The organism is Rickettsiella endosymbiont of Dermanyssus gallinae (assembly GCF_019285595.1).
Taxonomy (GTDB): Bacteria; Pseudomonadota; Gammaproteobacteria; order Diplorickettsiales; family Diplorickettsiaceae; genus Rickettsiella_B.
The window spans coordinates 459,875-478,612 of sequence record NZ_CP079094.1; the positions used below are offsets into that span (position 1 = coordinate 459,875).

The following is an 18,738-nucleotide window of genomic DNA, read 5'->3' on the forward strand; positions in this document are numbered from 1 at the left end:
AAATTGCTATGCATTCCCATCCACTAAAACCAGTAAAACGCGCTATAAACGGTATTTTGTTGCTCGATAAACCTCAAGGAATTACTTCAAATCAAGCACTGCAAACGGTTAAACGTTTATTTGCAGCAAAAAAAGCAGGTCATACGGGCAGTTTAGATCCCTTAGCAACCGGATTGTTACCACTTTGTTTTGGTGAGGCTACTAAATTTTCACAATTTTTACTTGAAGCGGATAAATCCTATTGGGTTAGTGCACGCTTAGGTATTAAAACAAAGACCGGTGACGCAGAAGGGGGAGTCATTGAAGAGCGCGCTATACCTTCTTCTTGTTTTGATCAGCTAGAATCTGTTTTATCTACTTTTCGTGGTCCTATATTACAAATTCCACCGATGTTTTCTGCCTTAAAGTTTAAAGGAAAACCCTTATACGAACTTGCACGCCAAGGTATTACGGTCGAACGTTCTGCGCGCGAAGTAACGGTGCACGCATTAACATTATTAGGTACCACTGCCGATAGTATTGAATTAGAAATTAAGTGTACTAAAGGAACGTATATTCGGACTTTAATAGAGGATATTGGTGAAGCCTTAGGATGTGGGGCTTATGTACAAGGATTACGCCGCCTTAGTGTTGGAAACTATAATGAAACCGGCATGATCAGCTTGCAGCAACTGGAAGCGTTTACTCAAGAAGAACGTGATCGCTATTTATTGCCTTTAGATAGTTTGTTGCATACTTGGCCATGTATAAAACTTTCGCAGGCAGCGGTTTATTACCTTTATCGTGGCCAAGCTATTCTCCTGCCTAATATTTCTGAAAAAGGTTGGGTGCGTTTGGTTCATACCGTTAATGATCAGTTTATAGGCGTGGGTGAGGTGCTTGAGGATGGAAGGGTGGCGCCTCGCCGCTTAATAGAACAACGTTAGGCTGTCATCCTGCGGCTTGACCGCAGGATCTAAATAAACAAACGCTATTTCTTCTGGATCCTGACTTTCGTCAGGACGACGTTTAAAATCGGCTCGTTTAATCCTTCGAGCTGATTTATAGCTTCCATTTTTAATCTCCAAGTACTTATTGTTCATTTATTGTACATATTTTGAACAATTCGGTGCGATTTTATGGTAAATGCTGGGGTCTTTGCTAGGCTTAAAGAGAGAAGTATTTTTATGCTTTAATTAGGAGCTCATCATGAACAAAGGTAAATTTCCTCACGATAAAAAACAGCAAAAACATCCTTTCCAAGGTGGTAACAAACCACAATGGCCAGGACAAAATCCTAACCAAAACCCTAGCCATAATCCAGGCCAAGGTCACGGCCCAAGCAAACCACAATGGCCAGGACAAAAAGACAAACGCTAAAATAGTTTACTGGGTAAGTAGCTAATAGGAAGATTAATCGCTAACGTTAGCGATTGTTTAGTGCAGGAGCGGAAGTAGAGGGGTGTATTCACCCCTCTTTTTTATTTATGAAAAATAACCCCTCTTTCCAGCATACGGCATATCAACTCTGTTGCTACGTTCAAAATTTTTGGTTGCCTCTTGAAAAGGGGTTTTATAATGGACTGGTAGAGGTTCAGCAGAACCAGGCATCGACGTTTGCGCTGCGCATCCAGATAGTAATAAAGCAGTTAATAAACTGATTAAATTTTTTTTCATGGTTATAGTAGATTATTATTATTAAAATAAAAACTTATTATAAGTTAACTTATGATTTGATACGCGATAAATATTCTCCAGTACGCGTATCAACTTTAATCAACTCACCAATTTGAATAAAGAGTGGAACACGTACCACCGCACCGGTTTCCAATGTAGCGGGTTTTCCACCACCACCCGAGGTATCGCCTCGTACACCGGGATCCGTATCGACGATTTTTAAGGTGACAAAATTAGGTGGGGCTACTGTTAACGGAGCGCCATTAAATAAGGTAAGGGTGCAGGTATCTTGTTCTTTTAACCATTGTTTGGCAGAGGCGACAGCGGCTACATCGGCGGCATATTGCTCAAAAGTATCGGCAGCCATGAAGTGCCAAACCTGACCATCGTTATAAAGATATTGCACTTCAATATCATAGACATCCGCTGCAAGTAAACTATCGCCGGATTTTAGAGTACGCTCAATAACGCGATTGTTTTTAAGATTACGTATTTTTATACGGTTAAAGGCCTGGCCTTTTCCTGGTTTTACATAATCATTTTCCAGAATAGTGTAAGGTTCATTATCTAGCATGATTTTCATGCCATTTTTTAATTCGTTGGTGCTGTAATAGGCCATTATCTTTATTCCACTAATCCACTGAGATACTCGGTGAATATATTAATCTTAAGCTTAATCAATAAAAAGATGTTCGCGATAATATCGTAATTCTTCGATAGAATCCTTAACATCTTCCAAGGCTAAATGTTTCGACTTTTTCTTTAAGCCTTTCGTAATGGAAGGATACCAACGATAAGCTAGTTCTTTCAATGTGCTGACATCAAGATTTCGATAATGGAAATAGCTTTCTAATTTAGGCATGCAGCGCGCTAAAAAGCGACGGTCTTGGCAGATACTGTTGCCACACATGGGTGATTTATTCTTGAGCACATACTCTTCAATAAAGATTAAGGTTTGGTTCTCAGCATCCTCTTCTGATATTTTACTCTCCCTAACACGCGTGAGTAATCCTGAGCCTGCATGCTGTCGTTGATTCCAATCATCCATACCGACTAAGATATGCTCAGCTTGAGAGATGGCTAAGCTAGGGCCTTCCGCTATAATATTTAATTCTGAATCAGTAATAATAGTGGCGATTTCAATGATTTTATCTTTTGTTGTATCAAGCCCGGTCATTTCCAGGTCGATCCAAATTAGATTACTGAAGTTAGGTGTCATGTTGAGGGGAGTCCTAGTATTTTACTCGTAATTTTTTATTATATCCGAAAAAAACTATGCTGTTACCATTAATTTTTTGTTTGCTGGCGTATCTGATGGGCGCTTTATCAAGTGCCATTATTGTTTGTAAGTGTGCGGGTTTGCCGGATCCCCGAACCCAAGGTTCGGGTAACCCAGGCGCGAGCAACGTATTAAGAATGGGTGGTAAAGGCTTAGCCAGCATTGTTTTTTTAGTTGATATGTTCAAGGGGTGGTTGCCGGTTATCATCGCCAGTTACTTAGGGTTACCTTTATCTGTTTTGGCATGGGTCGCATTTTTTGCTTTCTTAGGCCATCTATTTCCGATTTTTTTTAATTTTCGTGGCGGCAAAGGCGTAGCGACAGCCTTGGGTGGATTACTTGCTTTAGCGTGGCCGCTTGGCTTATTCGCCTTACTGGTTTGGCTTGTCGTATTATTTTTATTTCGTATTATATCCTTAGCCTCTATTTCGGCAGCATTATTCACATTTTGTTATGCTCTTTATTTGCTACCACCTGCAGCTTATTTTCCTATCTTACTGATGTGTGTTTTGTTAGTGCTTCGTCACCATGCCAATCTTAGACGCTTATTGGCAGGTCAGGAGCCAAAATTAAATTTAATGAAAAAAGATAACGCTAAAAAGTTATAATTAAACCATGCGTCTTTAATCTTTATTCTCGATTATTAAGCGACACCATTAGCAAATGGCGCTCTTTTTATTTTTATGTTAGTTTCAAAGACGTCATCGTATTAAATACAGAAGGCTAAAAGTTTTAGCAAAACGAAGGGGTGTTATGATTATACGAAAAGAAGCGCTTAAAAGTTTATTTAAACAGTACTTTGAAGTTATTCCTGCAGGAGCAGATGTTTCCCCTTCTATTATAAGAGAAAATGCGAAGCGACAAGTTGAGTCTTTACAAAAAATGCGTCAACTTGCTAAAGAAAACTCACTGGCGGATGTCCCTAAAAAAGCGAATGCATCTAATGGTGAGCATGCGCCGCCTTCATTAACAACAGAAAGAGTGCCAAGCCCTTCGTCCTCTTCATCATCTTCTTCCTCTTTAGAAAGTCATAGTCAGGAAATTGAATTAAAATTATTTTTATATGAAATGGAGCGAGGCAGGAAAAAATGTGAGCTTATTTTTGGTCATAAAAAAGGAACTGATCCCTTGCAAGCTAAGCGTCTTGGTGTAGAAGCCTCTCAGACAATGCCAGGTTGTTATAAGCGAAATCTAGACTCCACGATAACAAGAGGGCCAGAGGGATGGTCTGAGTTTGTGATTAGCTATGATAATAAATTTATTTTAAATTATACGAGTCGTGAGATCGAAAAAGTAACAGCAAAAGGAACACATCAATTTGAGTTTAATCACCAAACGATGGATTGCGGCACTTTTTTAAAAGCCGCGGGCAAGATACGAATACTAGATAACGGAAAAATAGTTATTTCACCTTATAGTGAATATTTAGAACTTGGATGGGATTATATCCCTATTATTCTTTTTGTTCTTCGGGAAAAAGGACTGTCTGTTTCAAATGAAAATATCTTCATTGCTAATGAGCAGGGAGATGTTATCTTGCATCCAGAAACCAGTCAATCAAATAAGATTCCTAAGTCAGAACAGATAGTTCCCTTTTATCTAAATGAAAGTCGTTTTCCTCTGGCTAAAGCGATAGCTGAAAATAAGGAGTTAGATGTTAAAGGAATTTTATCTAAGCTTTTTTTAAGTATAGACGACAGCATTTTAGGCACTAGAAATAAAAAGGATATCAGTGAATTAATAACTAAAAAGGATCAGTTAAAAACTGCTATCGTTAATCTTTTGTTAGCACTGATAAGAAATGATTTGCCGAATGATTTATTTAAAATAGCGGGACCAACTATCGATGCACAGCTATCTGAAATAAATAAAAATAGCGAATTAATAAAGAATAAATTTGGCTTTTCTATAAAAGCAGTGGTTGATGAAACTGTTTATAAAAATTTGTGCAAAATTAATGAAAATCTCGAGTTAATGAAAAATAGAGACGGAGATAGTTTAAAAAATATTCTTAGTAAAATTACTCGTAATAAATTTTTAAAGCTTAATAAAAATATAAATAGCCAGGCTGAAAAAAATAATTCTGATGTTGAGTCGGAAGCAACACTTGAGAAATCTATCCATGAAAAGTTATTTGAAATTAAAAGAAACATTGAATCCATAAGCAGGGCTCAAGCTAAAAAAGATTATAAAGTTGTTGCTTTAAAAGAAGCTGTTGACAAAGTCATCTATGAAAATTTATGTGAAATTAATGAATCTATACTGTCAATAAAAAATAAGGATGGCGTTACTTTAAAAGAATTTACTGGAAAAACTGCCCGTCAAAACTACGGCGAAGTTAATGAAGCGATACAGTTAATAAAAGATAGTCATGGTATCGATTTAAGTTTTGTGGGCAATGAATTGGATAATTGGCTTCATTATATTTTTAATTTGAAATTTCAACATGCGAATAAGTTAGGGATAGTAGCGAGAAAGGGAGAAAGCGTATTATCTGCAGCATTACATCATGTTGAAATCAACTTGAAAGAAATTAAAGTGGGTTCTCTTCCACAACGGCATACAAATGAAGTTGATCTTATTAATTCTCCTTTTGTTCGATTTTGCTCTGAAAATCCTACTAAAACGTGTATTGCATTATTGCGTGATTATACTAAAGGTGGTTTTTTTTGGAGATTATTGACGGGTGCTTGGCGACGTCATCACATTAAAGCGGTTGAGCAGCTTTTAAAAGGATACGATAACCAACAGTATTCGGATAATCTTTCTGTCCAGGATATTTATCGAGAACTGTTTAATCTAAATGAGGGCACTTTAGCTGAGTATACGGGTAAAAAAGGGACGCTTTATGCGCGTCTTTTATGGTGTGAAACACTGGAAAATGGAAGTGCTGTAGATCCTGCCGTACCTGTCGTTTCTGTTGTTAATGAAGGGCCTAGTCAAAGTGAAGTGCTAAGTAATCGAGGGGAGGTTCCGTTAAACAGCCGCGTAGAAGAGATGCCTGCCATGGTTTCTACTTCTGTTGCTAGTCCGGTGTTTTATAGGGGGGCAAAACGAGATAGCCAACCGCCATTAACGGTGCCCACCATTGTCATCGAAGGAGCGGCTACACCACCGATGGCTACTTCTTCTCCTGGATTAGGGTGCTAGTCTAGTTTGTCTAGGGGCCAGCGAGTCATGGTTTTTATAGCAAGATCATCATGCTGGCCTAGATTTAAACGTCTATAACCTAGATAAGCGATCATAGCGCCATTGTCGGTACAAAAACTGGGGCGTGGATAATGAACCGTTATTTTGTTTTTTTCTGCCATAGCGCCTAATTGTTCTCGTAGAGATTTATTAGCCGCGACGCCACCTGCGACCACTAAGCGGGTTAACCCAGTTTGTAATAGTGCACGTTGTGTTTTTCTGACCAAAGTCTCTACGACAGCGGCTTGAAATTCCTGGGCAATATCCGCTTTAGTTTGTTCATCCTTCGCATTTGAATTAATTGTGCTGCTGACAAATGTTTTTAAGCCGCTAAAGCTAAAGTTTAGACCGGGTCTATCTAGCATAGGACGAGGAAAACGAAATCGTTTCGGGTTGCCTTTTTCAGCTAACTTGGCAATAGCAGGGCCGCCAGGATAATTTAGGCCGAGTAATTTAGCGGTTTTGTCAAAGGCTTCTCCTACGGCATCATCCACACTTTCGCCTAAAATCTCATAATGACCTAGATCGTGGACACTAACCAGCAAGGTATGGCCACCGGATACCAATAGGGCAAGAAAGGGGAACTCAGGTGGGTTTTCTTCAAGCATAGGAGCGAGTAGATGAGCTTCCATATGATGTATCCCAAGGGTTGGGATAGCTAGCGCCCAGCCCAAGCTACGGCCTAAGACAGCGCCTACCAGAAGAGCGCCGGCTAAGCCAGGTCCAGCGCAGTAGGCAATACCTTCAATCTCAGAGAGGCTAAGATCGGCCTCTTTTAGGGTTTCCTGGAGCAGGGGTAATATTTTGAGGATATGATCACGTGAAGCCAGCTCAGGAACGACCCCACCATATTGATTGTGTAGCTCAATTTGACTATAGAGCGTGTGGGCGAGTAAGCCTTTTTTGGCATCATAAATGGCAATGCCCGTCTCATCGCAGGAGGTTTCAACGCCGAGCACACAACCTATAGAATGTTTTAAGACACCTTGTTTTGAATAGAAACTTTGCATTTTGCTCGATTGATGGTTAGAATTGTCCCCCTATTTTAACTTTAATTGAGGAAGTACACTACATGCCTGGTGTAATACTTAAACCTGGTGAGGCGCTAGAGTCTGCAATACGTCGTTATAAGCGTACTTGCGAAAAGTCACGTATTTTTGCTGAAGTACGTCGCCGAGAATATTATGAAAAGCCAACCGAAGCACGCAAGCGTTGCTTTGCAGCGGCGGTTAAGCGTTCACGTAAGCGATTAATGCGCGATAACCCCGTCTTTTTAGCTAAAATGAAGCGTAAGCACTAATCTGGATTAACAATGGATTCTCCTCTCAAACAGCGGCTTCAAGATGATATGAAGGCCGCGCTTCGTGCGCAGGATAAGCCGCGTTTGGGTGTTGTCCGGATGATACTAGCAGCGATTAAGCAGATAGAAGTAGATGAGCGTATTGAATTAGATGATGCGCGCATTTCTCAGACGCTTAACAAGATGATCAAACAGCGCCGTGATTCTATTGCGCAATATACTCAAGCTAAGCGTGATGATTTGGTCGAGCAGGAGCGCTTTGAAGAAGGCATTATTCAAACTTATTTACCAGAATCTTTAAGTGAAGAAGAAGTAAATAAACTGCTATCCCAAGCGATAGAACAAACCGGTGCAACGTCTATCAAAGATATGGGAAAGGTCATGGCAGAACTGAAGTTAAAATGCCAGGGTCGAGCGGATACAGCGGCTTTAAGTGTTAAAGTAAAAGAACGCTTATCCTGAATTGTATCTGACTAAATCCATCTGAGGGTTATAATGCATGTCATCAACCCCAATTCCACAAGATTTTATCAATGATCTTTTAGCACGTTGTGATATTGTTCAGCTAATCGATGAGCGTGTTCCTTTACGCAAAAAAGGCAAGAGTTATACCGCTTGCTGCCCTTTCCATACTGAAAAAACACCTTCCTTTACCGTAGCGGCTGAAAAGCAATTTTATTATTGCTTTGGTTGTTCGGCAGGCGGTAATGCGCTGAGCTTTCTGATGGATTATGAGCGCTTAAGCTTTCCGGAAGCGGTTGAATTATTAGCGGAACAGTTTGGTCTGCAAGTACCCCATTCTGAATCTTATCAATCTGCACAGAAAGGCATAGCGACAACACTTTATCCACTGTTGGAAAAAGTGGCGGCATTTTATGCCGAACAATTGCGCGCTACGCCGGCGGCGATTGAATATTTAAAGCAGCGCGGCCTATCAGGACAGCTAGCTAAAAAATTTAGCTTAGGTTATGCACCTGCTGCCTGGGATCATTTACTGAAAGCATTTAAAGATACCGACGCATTATTAGCCGCTGGATTACTGATAAAAAAATCTGAAGGAAAAGGATTCTACGATCGTTTTCGTGACAGAATTATTTTTCCTATTCGTGATAAAAGGGGACGCGTGATTGGTTTTGGGGGACGTATATTAACCCAAGGCCAAAGTGAAGCTAAATATTTGAATTCCCCGGAGACAATACTTTTTCACAAAGGTAAAGAATTGTATGGCTTGCATGAGGTTTGTCATGAAAGCCGTCAGTCTGAGTACATCATTGTAGTAGAAGGCTATATGGATGTATTGGCGTTATTTCAAGCGCAGATTCCTTGTGCCGTAGCTACCTTAGGAACAGCGACCAGCAGTGATCAAATCTTACGTTTGTTTAGTATAAAACAAGAAATTATTTTTTGTTTTGATGGTGACGAAGCCGGTAGAAAAGCTGCATGGCGTGTTTTAGAGATTGGTTTAGCTTTGCTGCAAGATGGGTATTCAATGCGCTTTCTGTTGTTGCCCGATGGGGAAGATCCCGATTCGTTCGTTCGCAAGCAGGGGCGAGAGGCGTTTATGGCTTTAGTACGACAAGCGCATTATTTAGGTGACTTTTTATTTGAACATTTATTAACGCAACTTGATATTAGCCAACTAGAGGGAAAAGCACGTTTGGCTAAATTAGCGATACCACTGATAGAGAAGATTCCGCTAGGCATTATGCAGCATAAATTATTTGAACAACTGGCTGCTTTGATCAATATGGATGTGCGTACCTTAAAACAAGTCACACAGAGCGAGATAAACACACCAGTGAAACCACGAATAAAAAAAACAGATAGCGCTAAGCGCTTTTCTCCGATGCGCTTAGCCATTGCGTTTTTAGTGCAATACCCACAACTGGCTAAAACACTTTCTGAGCAACAATGCCAATTGCTTAAAACATTAGATTTGCCCGGTAGTTCCCTGTTAATTAAGTTATTTTTATTATTGAAAGAATCGCCGGAATTAAGTAGTGCTATGTTATTAGAATATTGGCGTGACGATGAAGCTTCTTATAAAATTTTGCAACAATTAATTCATTATTCGGTCACTATCCCTACGACGGGTATTCAAGCTGAATTTCATGACTTACTGAATCATTTGCAGAACATGGCTGTTCAACAAAGCATCGATAAATTATTGCATCAAGCTAAACAGTCGGTTTTAACAGAAGAACAGAAAAGACACTTATATCAGTTAATATTGAGTACTCGAGGCGAAAAATAATTTGAGTCAACGTTGCTAAATGTTCTTAATTGTCTAATCCCAGCCTAGTTCCTCTTATCTAGCTACCGCATAGTGCTTCTGGTAAAGTGCGCAGGGATAACAATTAATTGGAGTTAAATGGTATGCAAATAGGTGTTCCTAAGGAAATCAAAAACAACGAGTTTAGAGTGGCGCTTGTTCCGGCTACAGTGCGTGAATTGGTAGCACATGGACATCAAGTATTCGTACAGACAAAAGCGGGCGAAGGTATCGATATTTCGGACAGCGATTATACGGATGCCGGTGCCAAAATTCTTAACACCGCAAAAGAAGTCTTTGATAAAGCGGAGTTAATACTCAAAGTAAAAGAACCACAAGCGGTAGAATGTGGTTACTTGCGAGAAGGGCAAACACTCTTTACCTATTTACATTTAGCGGCCGATCAAAATCAAACAGAGCTTTTATTAAAGTCAGGTTGTACGGCCATTGCTTATGAGACCGTGACCGATGCACGGGGTGGATTGCCTTTGTTGGCGCCGATGAGTGAAGTAGCAGGACGTATTGCTATACAAGCGGGCGCGCACTGTTTGGAAAAAGCGCAAGGTGGGCGCGGTATTTTATTATCGGGTGTACCAGGTGTTGCTTCAGCCAGTGTCGTTGTTTTAGGTGGTGGTGTGGTAGGAAGCAATGCAATTCGTATGGCGTTGGGTGCACAAGCGCAGGTAACCGTATTAGATAAATCCGTTGCACGTCTGCAGGAGTTAGATTCACAGTTTGGTGGCCAGTTAAATACTATTTTTTCAACGCGCGATGCCATTGAAAAATATACCGCCTTAGCTGATCTTTTAGTGGGTGCAGTACTGGTACCTGGCGCAGAAGCGCCGAAAATAGTGAGTAGAGAACTAATAAAAAAAATGCGTCCAGGCACGGTTGTTGTGGATGTGGCGATTGATCAAGGAGGATGTTTTGAAACAAGCCGACCCACCACACACGCGGAGCCGACCTATGTGGTAGACGATGTCGTGCATTATTGTGTTAGCAATATGCCAGCGGCTGTTCCACGTACCTCTACCTTTGCTTTAACCCATGCCACATTTCCTTATATATTTGCACTCGCCAATAAAGGCATTCAACGCGCATTGGCCGAAGATAGTCATTTGCGTAATGGCCTTAATATTTGTAGAGGTCAAATAACGCATCAGGCCGTGGCGAGCGTTTTTGATAAATTGTATATCCCTGCCCAGGAGGCCTTAAGTGCTTAAGTGTTTTATTGAGCAAACGGAACGATCCATTCCCATTGTTTCGCTAACAGCGAAACAATGGGATTCGTGGTTAGCAAAACAAAAGCCTGCTGCACAGCAATGGCTTGCGACACTTAATTTTTCTGTAAAACCAGGGAGCACAGTACTGCTTCCTGGCAGCGAAGGGCAATTAGATCAAGTCGTTCTCATACTGAATGATGCAGCCGATTTTTGGTCGTTTGGTTGTTTATCTTGTTCATTACCGCCAGGACATTATCATTATGTTGATATCAACGATGAGGTTTTTTTTCATCGTGCGGCGATGGCTTGGGGATTAGGTGCTTATGAATTTACACGTTATCAAGCAGCGACAAAACCACAGGTTCAGTTACTGATTCCTCCTACAGCTAATATTCAGGCATTGAATGCTAAAGTTAAAGCGATTTATCGTGTACGTGATTTAATTAATACACCTACAGAAGATATGGGTCCTGCTGAATTAGCCGATACCTTTGTTAAGCTCGGTAAAAGTTTTCATGCTTCAGTAAAACAAATTGTTGGTGATGATCTTTTAAAGGAAAACTATCCGGCTATTCACGCAGTGGGTAGAGCAAGTCCACGTGAACCACGTTTGCTTGATTTAACATGGGGCGATAAAAATAATCCTAAAGTTAGCTTAGTTGGTAAAGGCGTATGCTTTGATTCCGGTGGCTTAAACCTAAAGTCCGGTTCAGGTATGACATTGATGAAAAAGGATATGGGTGGTGCTGCCAATGCGATTGGTTTAGCAGAAATGATCATGTTACTTAAATTGCCGGTGCGTTTGCGCTTGCTGGTCCCTGCGGCTGAAAATGTGGTTTCAGGCAATGCATATAAACCGGGTGATGTAATTAAAATGCGTAATGGTTTAAGCGTAGAGGTGGGCAATACAGACGCCGAAGGTCGACTTATTTTAGCGGATGCTTTAAATGAAGCCGATAGTGAAAATCCAGATTTACTGATTGATTTTTCTACCTTAACCGGTGCGGCTAGAGTAGCGGTGGGTACAGAAATCGCTGCATTTTTTACAAACAAAGAGGGCTTGGCAAGCGCATTATTAAAAAATAGCGAAGAAGCGCAGGATCCTATGTGGCGGTTACCACTGTATAAGCCGTACCAAAAATTATTAGAGAGTAAAATTGCCAATCTCAATAATTCAGCCAGTTCTTCTTACGCTGGTGCTATTACAGCGGCTTTATTTCTGGCAAATTTTATCAAAGAAGAAACCCATTGGGTGCATATCGATTTTAATGCCTACAATGTGGCGGCGAGACCCGGAAGACCTGAAGGTGGCGAAGCCATGGCGATCTTTAGTTTATTGGGTTACTTAGTTAAAAAGTATAGCGCTTAAAATCTCTAAGAGAGTTCGATGTTAGCAGCTAACAAGGTATTGCTGAGTAACATCGCCACGGTCATCGGCCCAACGCCCCCCGGCACAGGTGTAATATAAGCAGCCGATTGTTTTGCTGTTTCAAACTCGATATCACCGTGCAGTTTTCCATTTGGCGATCGTGTAATACCAATATCAATCACGATAGCGCCGGGTTTAATCCATTCACTTTTAATAACACCAGCTTTTCCTATGGCGCTGACTAATAAATCCGCTTGTTTAACAGCTTGTTGTAAGTCACGTGTTTGTTTATGACAGAGCGTAACAGTACATTTTGCATTAACCAACTCTAATGCCATGGGTTTACCCACTATATTTGAAGTCCCTACTACCACTGCATTTAAACCAGGCAGCGTAATTTTTTCATGCTCCAGTAAACGCATCACGCCATACGGGGTGCAAGGCCGTAAATAAGGTCGTCCTTGGGCAAGCAAACCCAAGTTAGTAGGGTGAAAGCCATCCACATCTTTTTTTGGATCGATACTATCTAAAATCAGTGGTGTTTTTATATGCTTGGGAAGCGGAAGCTGGATCAGAATGCCGTGTATAGAGGTATCACTATTTAGCTGTGTAATCAGAGATAATAGCTTTTCTTGCGAGATATCCTGCGGTAAATCATAAGCGACTGATTTTATCCCGCATTCGCTACATGCCTCGCGTTTATTTCGTACATAGATGTGTGAAGCCGGATCATCACCCACGAGAATGACCGCCAAGCCGGAGGCAGATTGACCTTGGGTGAGACGGCGTTGAACTACATCTTTTAGGTTCTCGCGAATTTTTTGGGCAATTGCTTTGCCATCAATGATTTTTGCCGTCATAATTGCTTCAAATTACCGTTGTTAGGAAGAGAGATTTTTCTTGTAGAGCAAGGCCATATTATATGTTAGATCCCAAACTTTTACGTAGCCATATCGAAGAAATTGCAGAAAGGCTTAAGCCACGCGGCTATCAGCTCGATACCGAACAAATAAAACAGCTAGAAGAGCAGCGTAAGGCATTGCAAATGCATACCCAAGAACTGCAAAGCCAGAGCAATCAAAGCGCCAAGGCTATAGGTTTAGCGAAAGCAAAGGGTGAAGCGGTTGCCGTTATCTCAGAAGAAGCAAAAACGATAAAAGGGCAACGCGAAGTGTGTGAGCGCCAGCTCCGGGATATAAAAGAACAGTTAGAAGCCATTTATCTGACTATCCCTAATTTACCGCATGCTACGGTACCTATAGGCAAAGATGAAAGCCAAAATCAGACGGTACGCCAGTGGGGGGGAGTGCCTAGTTTTAAATTTTCACCCAAAGATCATGTTGATTTAGGTCAGCAGAGTGGGGATATGGACTTTGAAGCAGCCGGAAAAATCGCAGGCGCACGTTTTGTGGTGCTGTATGGGAAATTAGCCAAGCTTCAGCGCGCCTTGATCCAATTTATGTTAGATGTTCATAGCAAAGAACACGGTTATGAAGAACTTTATGTGCCTTATATCGTTAACAGCACCAGTTTAATTGGCACAGGTCAGTTACCTAAGTTTGCGGATGAACAATTTGCACTAAAAGGTGAGCAAAATTTTTATTTGATTCCAACCGCAGAAGTGCCGGTCACCAATTTAGCCCGCGATGTTATTTTTTCAGCGGATAAATTACCTAAAAAATATGTCACGCATACGCCTTGTTTTCGTAGTGAAGCAGGCTCTTATGGAAACGATACCCGAGGGATGATTCGTCAACATCAATTTGAAAAAGTAGAATTGATCCGATTTGTAAAACCAGAAGACAGTTATTCAGCCTTGGAAGAACTGACGCAGGAAGCAGAATCCATTCTACAAAAATTAAAATTACCTTATCGTGTTGTTTCTCTTTGTACCGGCGATTTAGGTTTTAGTGCCGCCAAAACCTATGATTTAGAAGTTTGGTTGCCCAGTCAAAACACTTACCGTGAAATTTCATCCTGTAGTAATTTTGAGGCCTTTCAAGCGCGTCGATTACAGGCGCGTTGGCGTAACGCTGATAATGCAAATGCTATTGAATTAATCCATACCCTCAATGGTTCGGGATTAGCAGTAGGGCGTACGCTGGTTGCGATTATGGAAAATTATCAGGATGCAGAAGGCAAGATACGAGTTCCTGACGTACTAAAAGCGTATATCAATGAAGATATTATTTGAAAATGAGTAAGTTATGCAAAATACACAGGCACACCAAAGCGGGATGATTTCATTAAGAGTTATTTTGTTATCGATTTTTTTGGCGATTCTTCTGGCAGCGTCCAGTACCTATTTAGCGTTAAAAATTGGTATTTTACCTTCTGCTTCTATTCCGGCAGCCATACTCGCGATGGCCATTCTGCGTTTTTTTAAAAGTACTAGTATTTATGAAATCAATTTGATCCAAACTTCTGCCTCGGCGGGTGAAGCGGTGGCCGGGGGGATTGTCTATACGATCCCAGCGCTGGTCATTATGCGCTATTGGAATCATTTTCCGTATTTTGAAAATGTGGCTATTGCACTATTAGGTGGTTTGTTAGGGATTTTATTTTCTATTCCCTTGCGTAAGGTATTAATAAATACACCACAGTTGTATTTTCCCGAAGCGAAAGCGATTGCAGAGGTATTACAGTTAGTCAAAAAAAATGTTTTTCATCTTCGTGAAATAGTTATTGGTACCGGTTTAGGTGCTTTATTAGAATTAGCACAGAGCGGTTTTAAAGTGATTGCCAGTGCGGCTGAGAAATGGGTTGTGCTAGGGAAATCGACGATCGTTGGTTTTGGTATCGGTTTTTCTCCGGCATTAATCGGTGTGGGTTATTTAATTGGATTTGATGTAGGGCTAAGTCTGGTTTTAGGCGCGCTGCTGGCCTGGGGACTAGCCTTACCACTGTTAAGTGTGGTGGCTGCAATAAAGCCTTTCCATCTAACAGCCAGCTTAGCGGCTTATAGAAACGATATTCATTATATTGGTTTAGGCGCTATGCTGACGGCTGGGTTTTGGACGCTGATTAATTTATTAAAGCCTTTTTACCAACGTTTCCGGCTTTCAACGCAGGGGTTGTTTAAAGCTTCTACAAATGGGCCGATACTTTCCAAAGAACGGGATATACCTAGCACTTATTTATTGTGGGCATTACCTGTTCTAATGGTATGCATTTATTTTTTATTTCACTCTATATTTCCAGCACACATTTTTAGCAGCAGTGTTTCTTTATTCATTAATTTGGGTGCTGTTGCTTATGTCGTCGTCTTAGGGTTTGTTTTTGCTGCCATTTGTGGATATTTTTCTGGGTTAGTAGGTGTAACCGCTAGTCCCGGCTCAGCCATTTTGATCGGAGGTCTTTTACTAACCGCCCTCATTTTACGTGCTTTGTTTGTTTTTCAGGGGCACGCGGCTACTTCCGGACACTGGCTTAATATGGCGGCGATGACCATCATAATCGGTGCGGTAGTGGCAGGTACGGCGGCTATTGCAAATGATACGATTCAAGATCTGAAAGTAGGTCATATTATTGGTGCTGCTCCTTGGCAGCAACAGCTGATGTTGGTCTTGGGCGTCATCGTAGCGGCGTTGGTCGTTCCTTATGTGATGGAACTGTTATTTAACGTCTATGGGTTGACCACGATTCTGCCGCATGCGGGTATGGATCCAACACAGACGTTATCGGCACCCCCTGCTGCAATGATGGCAGGCTTAACACAAGGCATATTTAATCACGATTTACCCTGGGCTATGTTGGGTATAGGTGCCTTGATTCTGGTGTTTTTCATTGTGCTGCAATGGTTGGGGCTAAAAAAACTTTCTTTATTAGGGATAGCGATGGGTGTTTATTTACCCTTAAGTTCTTCTGTTCCCTTATTTATAGGAAGTTTATTTGCATTCTTTATCAGACGAAATTTTCAACAACGCTTAAAAGGGGCGTCCGAAGAGGAAAAGGCAAAGATAGATCAGTATCAACACTATGCTGTACTGCTTGCGTGCGGACTTGTAGCCGGTGCCGCTTTAATGGACGTGGTATTAGCTATTCCGATGTCACTAACCAGTAATCCAGAGATATTAGCTATCATGCCGGCTAAGTGGAATAGTTTGGCTATAGCGTTGGGTTTTCTGAGCGTCGTGGGTTTAGGTTTCGGGTTTTATAGAGTAAATAACTCAAAAAAATAACCGGGTGTGATTTTAAGGGTTGAAAATAGTGAGAAAAAGGACGGGATTGCTATTTTCTGCCAAATTGAATACAATCTGCCGTTCAATTTGGGGCCGTTAGCTCAGTTGGTAGAGCAGTAGACTTTTAATCTATTGGTCGGTGGTTCGAATCCACCACGGCCCACCAGTAATTCCCTTTAAAATCAAAGTGTTAAACAGAAATTAAATTTACTTTTGTTTCCTGAAAATTCCCTTGCGGGACTTTTGCGGGAGCTAGTAGTTTATTCTTCCTGTTTAAAACAACTAAGTTATTTCGTAAATCACATACTTTATTAGCAGCTCGAATTAAGTTGCTATATTCAGATTGAGAATAGTGTGTAGTAATTCGTCCACTCTTATGTCCTAGCAAGTCCTGTCGATCTTCAAAACTCACTTCAGCGGCACGTAAACGTCGTCCAAAAGTATGTTTAAGATCATGAACTCTAACATGAGGCAATCCAGCTCTTGCACGCGCTTTCTTCCATGCTGAATTTAATATCCGAGTAATAGACTTACCTCGAAAGGTAAACACATATTCAGGATGTATCCCACGCACTTCTTCAATCATTTTATAAGCTATCTTGTTGAGCACAACAAGTCGTTCCTCTCTATTCTTAACTCGCCATTCTGGGATAAGAAATACAGAACCTTCTGGTACTTTTATCTCCCATTCCCATCTCAAGCTACAAATTTCCTGATCACGACAGCCTGTGTTAACTGCAAACAACGCCATCCTTTTTAAATGTATAGGAAGTTCTTTGAAGAACCTCATTTGTTCATCATGAGACAAAGGATAAGGTTTACGCGCGTCAGTTTGTTTTTCCAACTTGATCTTAGGCGCTTTAATCAACCAACTTAATCCATATTCATCTTTCCATTCTTGTTCAGCTAAATTTAAAATACGCCTGACCACTTGTAGTCCATAATTAATAGTTCTTTTTTTTAATTCTTTAGCATTATTATTTTTCCTTTCCCGACGAAAAACATAACCCTTCAAACTATCCATATGAACTTCTTCAAGAGGTAAATGTCCTATATACTCATCTAGAGCCTTTAGTTGAATTACATCTACTCGGATGCTTGCCTTATGTTGGTTTTCCTCCACATACTTTATAGCAGCCTGCCTAAAAGTTCGTTTAAGTCTAACGCCATAAATTTTCGCTTGCCTTATCTCTTCAATACGTTTTGCTAGGTAGATTTCGGCTTCTTCAAGAGAATCTGATCCAGTGCTTTCGCAAATGCGTTGTCCGAGTATTTTTTTATCGATGTGCCATATCCCCTTACGGTTGAGTAGCCCCGATGTTCTTTTTCGCCCCATAATTTTTTACTCCTCTTTTTAGCGGGGCGGCCATTACATTCCTTATAATGCTCAACCCACGCATCTAAATCAAGTCGATCAAATGCAATTCCTCGTTTACCTATTGGAACAATTGATACATAAGGTTTTACTTCTTGGTTAAATCTATTTTTGTCCATTCCTAAATAATTCGGCGCATCACGTAAGCGAATGAGTCGTGGTTGCATACTCTCCTCCTAGTTATCTAGTAAGTATTTTTACTACATAAATTCTTTTAATTTTTTATTTATTTATAAACGATCTTACGCGAGATATTGATAACTCGTGTTATCAATATCTTAGGTAAGCTGGTTTTACTGATTAGAAAGATAAGGAGCGTTGTTTAGATGGATAACAATACTTTTGAACTTTTTATTAAAACCTGCGGCAATGAAAGAAAAGCAGCAACCCTATTAGGAATTACGCAATCACATATTAATCAAATAAGAAATGGCAATAGAGCACTTGGCTATGAGAAAGCCATATTAATTTCAGATTATTTAAAAGAAACAATAAACTTAGAGATAAATCCCATTGATTTAATTTCAGATAGTAAGAAAAACAAATTTATACTTTCTCAATGCTCACTATTTTCAAGTATTCCAATTACATATGGAAAGATAGATTTACGAAAAATTGTCGTTAACAACAAATACAAATTTAAAAAATACAAAGAAAAATACACAATCATTATTGATGAATTTAATCATTTAATTTCCGGAGAAGAAACCTATTTTTATTACCTAAATGAAAATAAAAAAGTAATTGATGGTTACAAATTTCATTTACAAAAGTTAGTTAACCAAGAATCTAGAAAAACTATCAGGACATATCTTGTAGGCGAATTTGATCTAATCAAGTGAGTCGCTATGCTCCCAAAGCAGGAGCCTGTAAACAATTTTGTGTAAGTGCCGT

At 40.4% G+C, this 18,738-nt stretch carries 18 protein-coding genes and 1 tRNA gene; 13 read left to right on the forward strand and 6 right to left on the reverse strand.

Translation table 11 applies throughout. The features are described 5' to 3' along the window. The first annotated feature begins 2 nt into the window (after nucleotides 1-2). Nucleotides 3-926 (forward strand): tRNA pseudouridine(55) synthase TruB, encoded by a 924-nt coding sequence (gene truB, locus KX723_RS02300; protein WP_218814937.1) that lies wholly within the window; start codon nucleotides 3-5, stop codon nucleotides 924-926. On the opposite strand, the gene KX723_RS02305 is transcribed toward truB, so the two are convergent. Next, nucleotides 909-1,082: a hypothetical protein gene (locus KX723_RS02305; protein WP_218814483.1), complete on the reverse strand. Its 174-nt coding sequence runs from the start codon at nucleotides 1,080-1,082 to the stop codon at nucleotides 909-911. The genes truB and KX723_RS02305 overlap by 18 nt on opposite strands. A 106-nt stretch (nucleotides 1,083-1,188) precedes the next feature. Between KX723_RS02305 and KX723_RS02310 the strand changes: the two genes are divergently transcribed. Then, nucleotides 1,189-1,359 (forward strand): hypothetical protein, encoded by a 171-nt coding sequence (locus KX723_RS02310; protein WP_218814484.1) that lies wholly within the window; start codon nucleotides 1,189-1,191, stop codon nucleotides 1,357-1,359. Nucleotides 1,360-1,705: 346 nt separating this feature from the next. Here the strand turns inward: KX723_RS02310 and efp are convergent, their stop codons facing one another. Further along, a complete protein-coding gene (gene efp, locus KX723_RS02315; protein WP_218814485.1) occupies nucleotides 1,706-2,275 on the reverse strand; it encodes an elongation factor P in 570 nt (189 codons plus the stop codon). A 54-nt stretch (nucleotides 2,276-2,329) separates the two neighbouring features. Continuing rightward, entirely contained in the window at nucleotides 2,330-2,875 is a 546-nt protein-coding gene (gene orn / locus KX723_RS02320) for an oligoribonuclease (protein WP_218814486.1), read from the reverse strand. 56 nt (nucleotides 2,876-2,931) lie between these two features. Here orn and plsY point away from each other — a divergent pair, with 56 nt between their 5' ends. Next, a complete protein-coding gene (plsY, locus tag KX723_RS02325) occupies nucleotides 2,932-3,543 on the forward strand; it encodes a glycerol-3-phosphate 1-O-acyltransferase PlsY (RefSeq protein ID WP_218814487.1) in 612 nt (203 codons plus the stop codon). Between the two features lie 145 nt (nucleotides 3,544-3,688). Next, complete coding sequence (locus KX723_RS02330) at nucleotides 3,689-6,085, forward strand: DUF5617 domain-containing protein (protein ID WP_218814488.1); 2,397 nt, start codon at nucleotides 3,689-3,691, stop codon at nucleotides 6,083-6,085. On the opposite strand, the gene tsaD is transcribed toward KX723_RS02330, so the two are convergent. Continuing rightward, nucleotides 6,082-7,134: a tRNA (adenosine(37)-N6)-threonylcarbamoyltransferase complex transferase subunit TsaD gene (tsaD, locus tag KX723_RS02335; RefSeq protein WP_218814489.1), complete on the reverse strand. Its 1,053-nt coding sequence runs from the start codon at nucleotides 7,132-7,134 to the stop codon at nucleotides 6,082-6,084. The genes KX723_RS02330 and tsaD overlap by 4 nt on opposite strands. Nucleotides 7,135-7,196: 62 nt before the next feature. On the opposite strand from tsaD, the gene rpsU reads away from it, so the two are divergent. The 5 genes from rpsU to KX723_RS02360 all read left to right on the forward strand — a co-directional run bounded on the left by rpsU (nucleotide 7,197) and on the right by KX723_RS02360 (nucleotide 12,288). Beyond that, a complete protein-coding gene (gene rpsU, locus KX723_RS02340; RefSeq protein ID WP_218814490.1) occupies nucleotides 7,197-7,424 on the forward strand; it encodes a 30S ribosomal protein S21 in 228 nt (75 codons plus the stop codon). A gap of 12 nt (nucleotides 7,425-7,436) precedes the next feature. Next, on the forward strand, nucleotides 7,437-7,886 hold the full coding sequence (locus KX723_RS02345) for a GatB/YqeY domain-containing protein (RefSeq protein WP_218814491.1): 450 nt from the start codon (nucleotides 7,437-7,439) through the stop codon (nucleotides 7,884-7,886). Between the two features lie 37 nt (nucleotides 7,887-7,923). Then, the gene (dnaG, locus tag KX723_RS02350; protein ID WP_218814492.1) at nucleotides 7,924-9,678 is read left to right on the forward strand and encodes a DNA primase; all 1,755 of its coding nucleotides are present in this window, start codon (nucleotides 7,924-7,926) and stop codon (nucleotides 9,676-9,678) included. Between the two features lie 122 nt (nucleotides 9,679-9,800). Further along, nucleotides 9,801-10,919, forward strand: coding sequence for an alanine dehydrogenase (ald, locus tag KX723_RS02355; protein ID WP_218814493.1), 1,119 nt, complete (start codon nucleotides 9,801-9,803; stop codon nucleotides 10,917-10,919). Continuing rightward, nucleotides 10,912-12,288, forward strand: a complete 1,377-nt coding sequence (locus KX723_RS02360) for a leucyl aminopeptidase family protein (protein WP_218814494.1) — start codon at nucleotides 10,912-10,914, stop codon at nucleotides 12,286-12,288. The genes ald and KX723_RS02360 overlap by 8 nt, the downstream gene beginning before the upstream one ends. A gap of 5 nt (nucleotides 12,289-12,293) precedes the next feature. Here KX723_RS02360 and folD read toward each other — a convergent pair whose 3' ends face one another. Further along, nucleotides 12,294-13,148: a bifunctional methylenetetrahydrofolate dehydrogenase/methenyltetrahydrofolate cyclohydrolase FolD gene (folD, locus tag KX723_RS02365; RefSeq protein ID WP_218814495.1), complete on the reverse strand. Its 855-nt coding sequence runs from the start codon at nucleotides 13,146-13,148 to the stop codon at nucleotides 12,294-12,296. A 62-nt stretch (nucleotides 13,149-13,210) separates the two neighbouring features. On the opposite strand from folD, the gene serS reads away from it, so the two are divergent. The 3 genes from serS to KX723_RS02380 all read left to right on the forward strand — a co-directional run bounded on the left by serS (nucleotide 13,211) and on the right by KX723_RS02380 (nucleotide 16,635). Then, nucleotides 13,211-14,482, forward strand: coding sequence for a serine--tRNA ligase (serS, locus tag KX723_RS02370; protein WP_218814496.1), 1,272 nt, complete (start codon nucleotides 13,211-13,213; stop codon nucleotides 14,480-14,482). Between the two features lie 13 nt (nucleotides 14,483-14,495). Continuing rightward, nucleotides 14,496-16,469 carry an OPT family oligopeptide transporter gene (locus KX723_RS02375; RefSeq protein WP_218814497.1) on the forward strand — a complete coding sequence of 658 codons (1,974 nt, stop codon included), beginning with the start codon at nucleotides 14,496-14,498 and terminating at the stop codon, nucleotides 16,467-16,469. A gap of 90 nt (nucleotides 16,470-16,559) precedes the next feature. Beyond that, nucleotides 16,560-16,635, forward strand: a tRNA-Lys gene (locus tag KX723_RS02380). A 24-nt stretch (nucleotides 16,636-16,659) separates the two neighbouring features. Here the strand turns inward: KX723_RS02380 and KX723_RS02385 are convergent. After that, a complete protein-coding gene (locus KX723_RS02385) occupies nucleotides 16,660-17,805 on the reverse strand; it encodes a tyrosine-type recombinase/integrase (RefSeq protein WP_218814498.1) in 1,146 nt (381 codons plus the stop codon). A 365-nt stretch (nucleotides 17,806-18,170) separates the two neighbouring features. On the opposite strand from KX723_RS02385, the gene KX723_RS02390 reads away from it, so the two are divergent. Further along, nucleotides 18,171-18,686: a helix-turn-helix domain-containing protein gene (locus tag KX723_RS02390; protein ID WP_218814499.1), complete on the forward strand. Its 516-nt coding sequence runs from the start codon at nucleotides 18,171-18,173 to the stop codon at nucleotides 18,684-18,686. Nucleotides 18,687-18,738: the final 52 nt, after the last annotated feature.

Excerpts from the sequence above, each read along its gene's own strand:
- KX723_RS02305 (WP_218814483.1), bottom strand. The coding sequence starts at position 1,082 with ATGAACAATAAGTACTTGGAGATTAAAAATGGAAGCTATAAATCAGCT.
- KX723_RS02310 (WP_218814484.1), top strand. The coding sequence starts at position 1,189 with ATGAACAAAGGTAAATTTCCTCACGATAAAAAACAGCAAAAACATCCT.
- efp (WP_218814485.1), bottom strand. The coding sequence starts at position 2,275 with ATGGCCTATTACAGCACCAACGAATTAAAAAATGGCATGAAAATCATG.
- orn (WP_218814486.1), bottom strand. The coding sequence starts at position 2,875 with ATGACACCTAACTTCAGTAATCTAATTTGGATCGACCTGGAAATGACC.
- plsY (WP_218814487.1), top strand. The coding sequence starts at position 2,932 with ATGCTGTTACCATTAATTTTTTGTTTGCTGGCGTATCTGATGGGCGCT.
- KX723_RS02330 (WP_218814488.1), top strand. The coding sequence starts at position 3,689 with ATGATTATACGAAAAGAAGCGCTTAAAAGTTTATTTAAACAGTACTTT.
- tsaD (WP_218814489.1), bottom strand. The coding sequence starts at position 7,134 with ATGCAAAGTTTCTATTCAAAACAAGGTGTCTTAAAACATTCTATAGGT.
- rpsU (WP_218814490.1), top strand. The coding sequence starts at position 7,197 with ATGCCTGGTGTAATACTTAAACCTGGTGAGGCGCTAGAGTCTGCAATA.
- KX723_RS02345 (WP_218814491.1), top strand. The coding sequence starts at position 7,437 with ATGGATTCTCCTCTCAAACAGCGGCTTCAAGATGATATGAAGGCCGCG.
- dnaG (WP_218814492.1), top strand. The coding sequence starts at position 7,924 with ATGTCATCAACCCCAATTCCACAAGATTTTATCAATGATCTTTTAGCA.
- ald (WP_218814493.1), top strand. The coding sequence starts at position 9,801 with ATGCAAATAGGTGTTCCTAAGGAAATCAAAAACAACGAGTTTAGAGTG.
- folD (WP_218814495.1), bottom strand. The coding sequence starts at position 13,148 with ATGACGGCAAAAATCATTGATGGCAAAGCAATTGCCCAAAAAATTCGC.
- serS (WP_218814496.1), top strand. The coding sequence starts at position 13,211 with ATGTTAGATCCCAAACTTTTACGTAGCCATATCGAAGAAATTGCAGAA.
- KX723_RS02375 (WP_218814497.1), top strand. The coding sequence starts at position 14,496 with ATGCAAAATACACAGGCACACCAAAGCGGGATGATTTCATTAAGAGTT.
- KX723_RS02385 (WP_218814498.1), bottom strand. The coding sequence starts at position 17,805 with ATGGGGCGAAAAAGAACATCGGGGCTACTCAACCGTAAGGGGATATGG.
- KX723_RS02390 (WP_218814499.1), top strand. The coding sequence starts at position 18,171 with ATGGATAACAATACTTTTGAACTTTTTATTAAAACCTGCGGCAATGAA.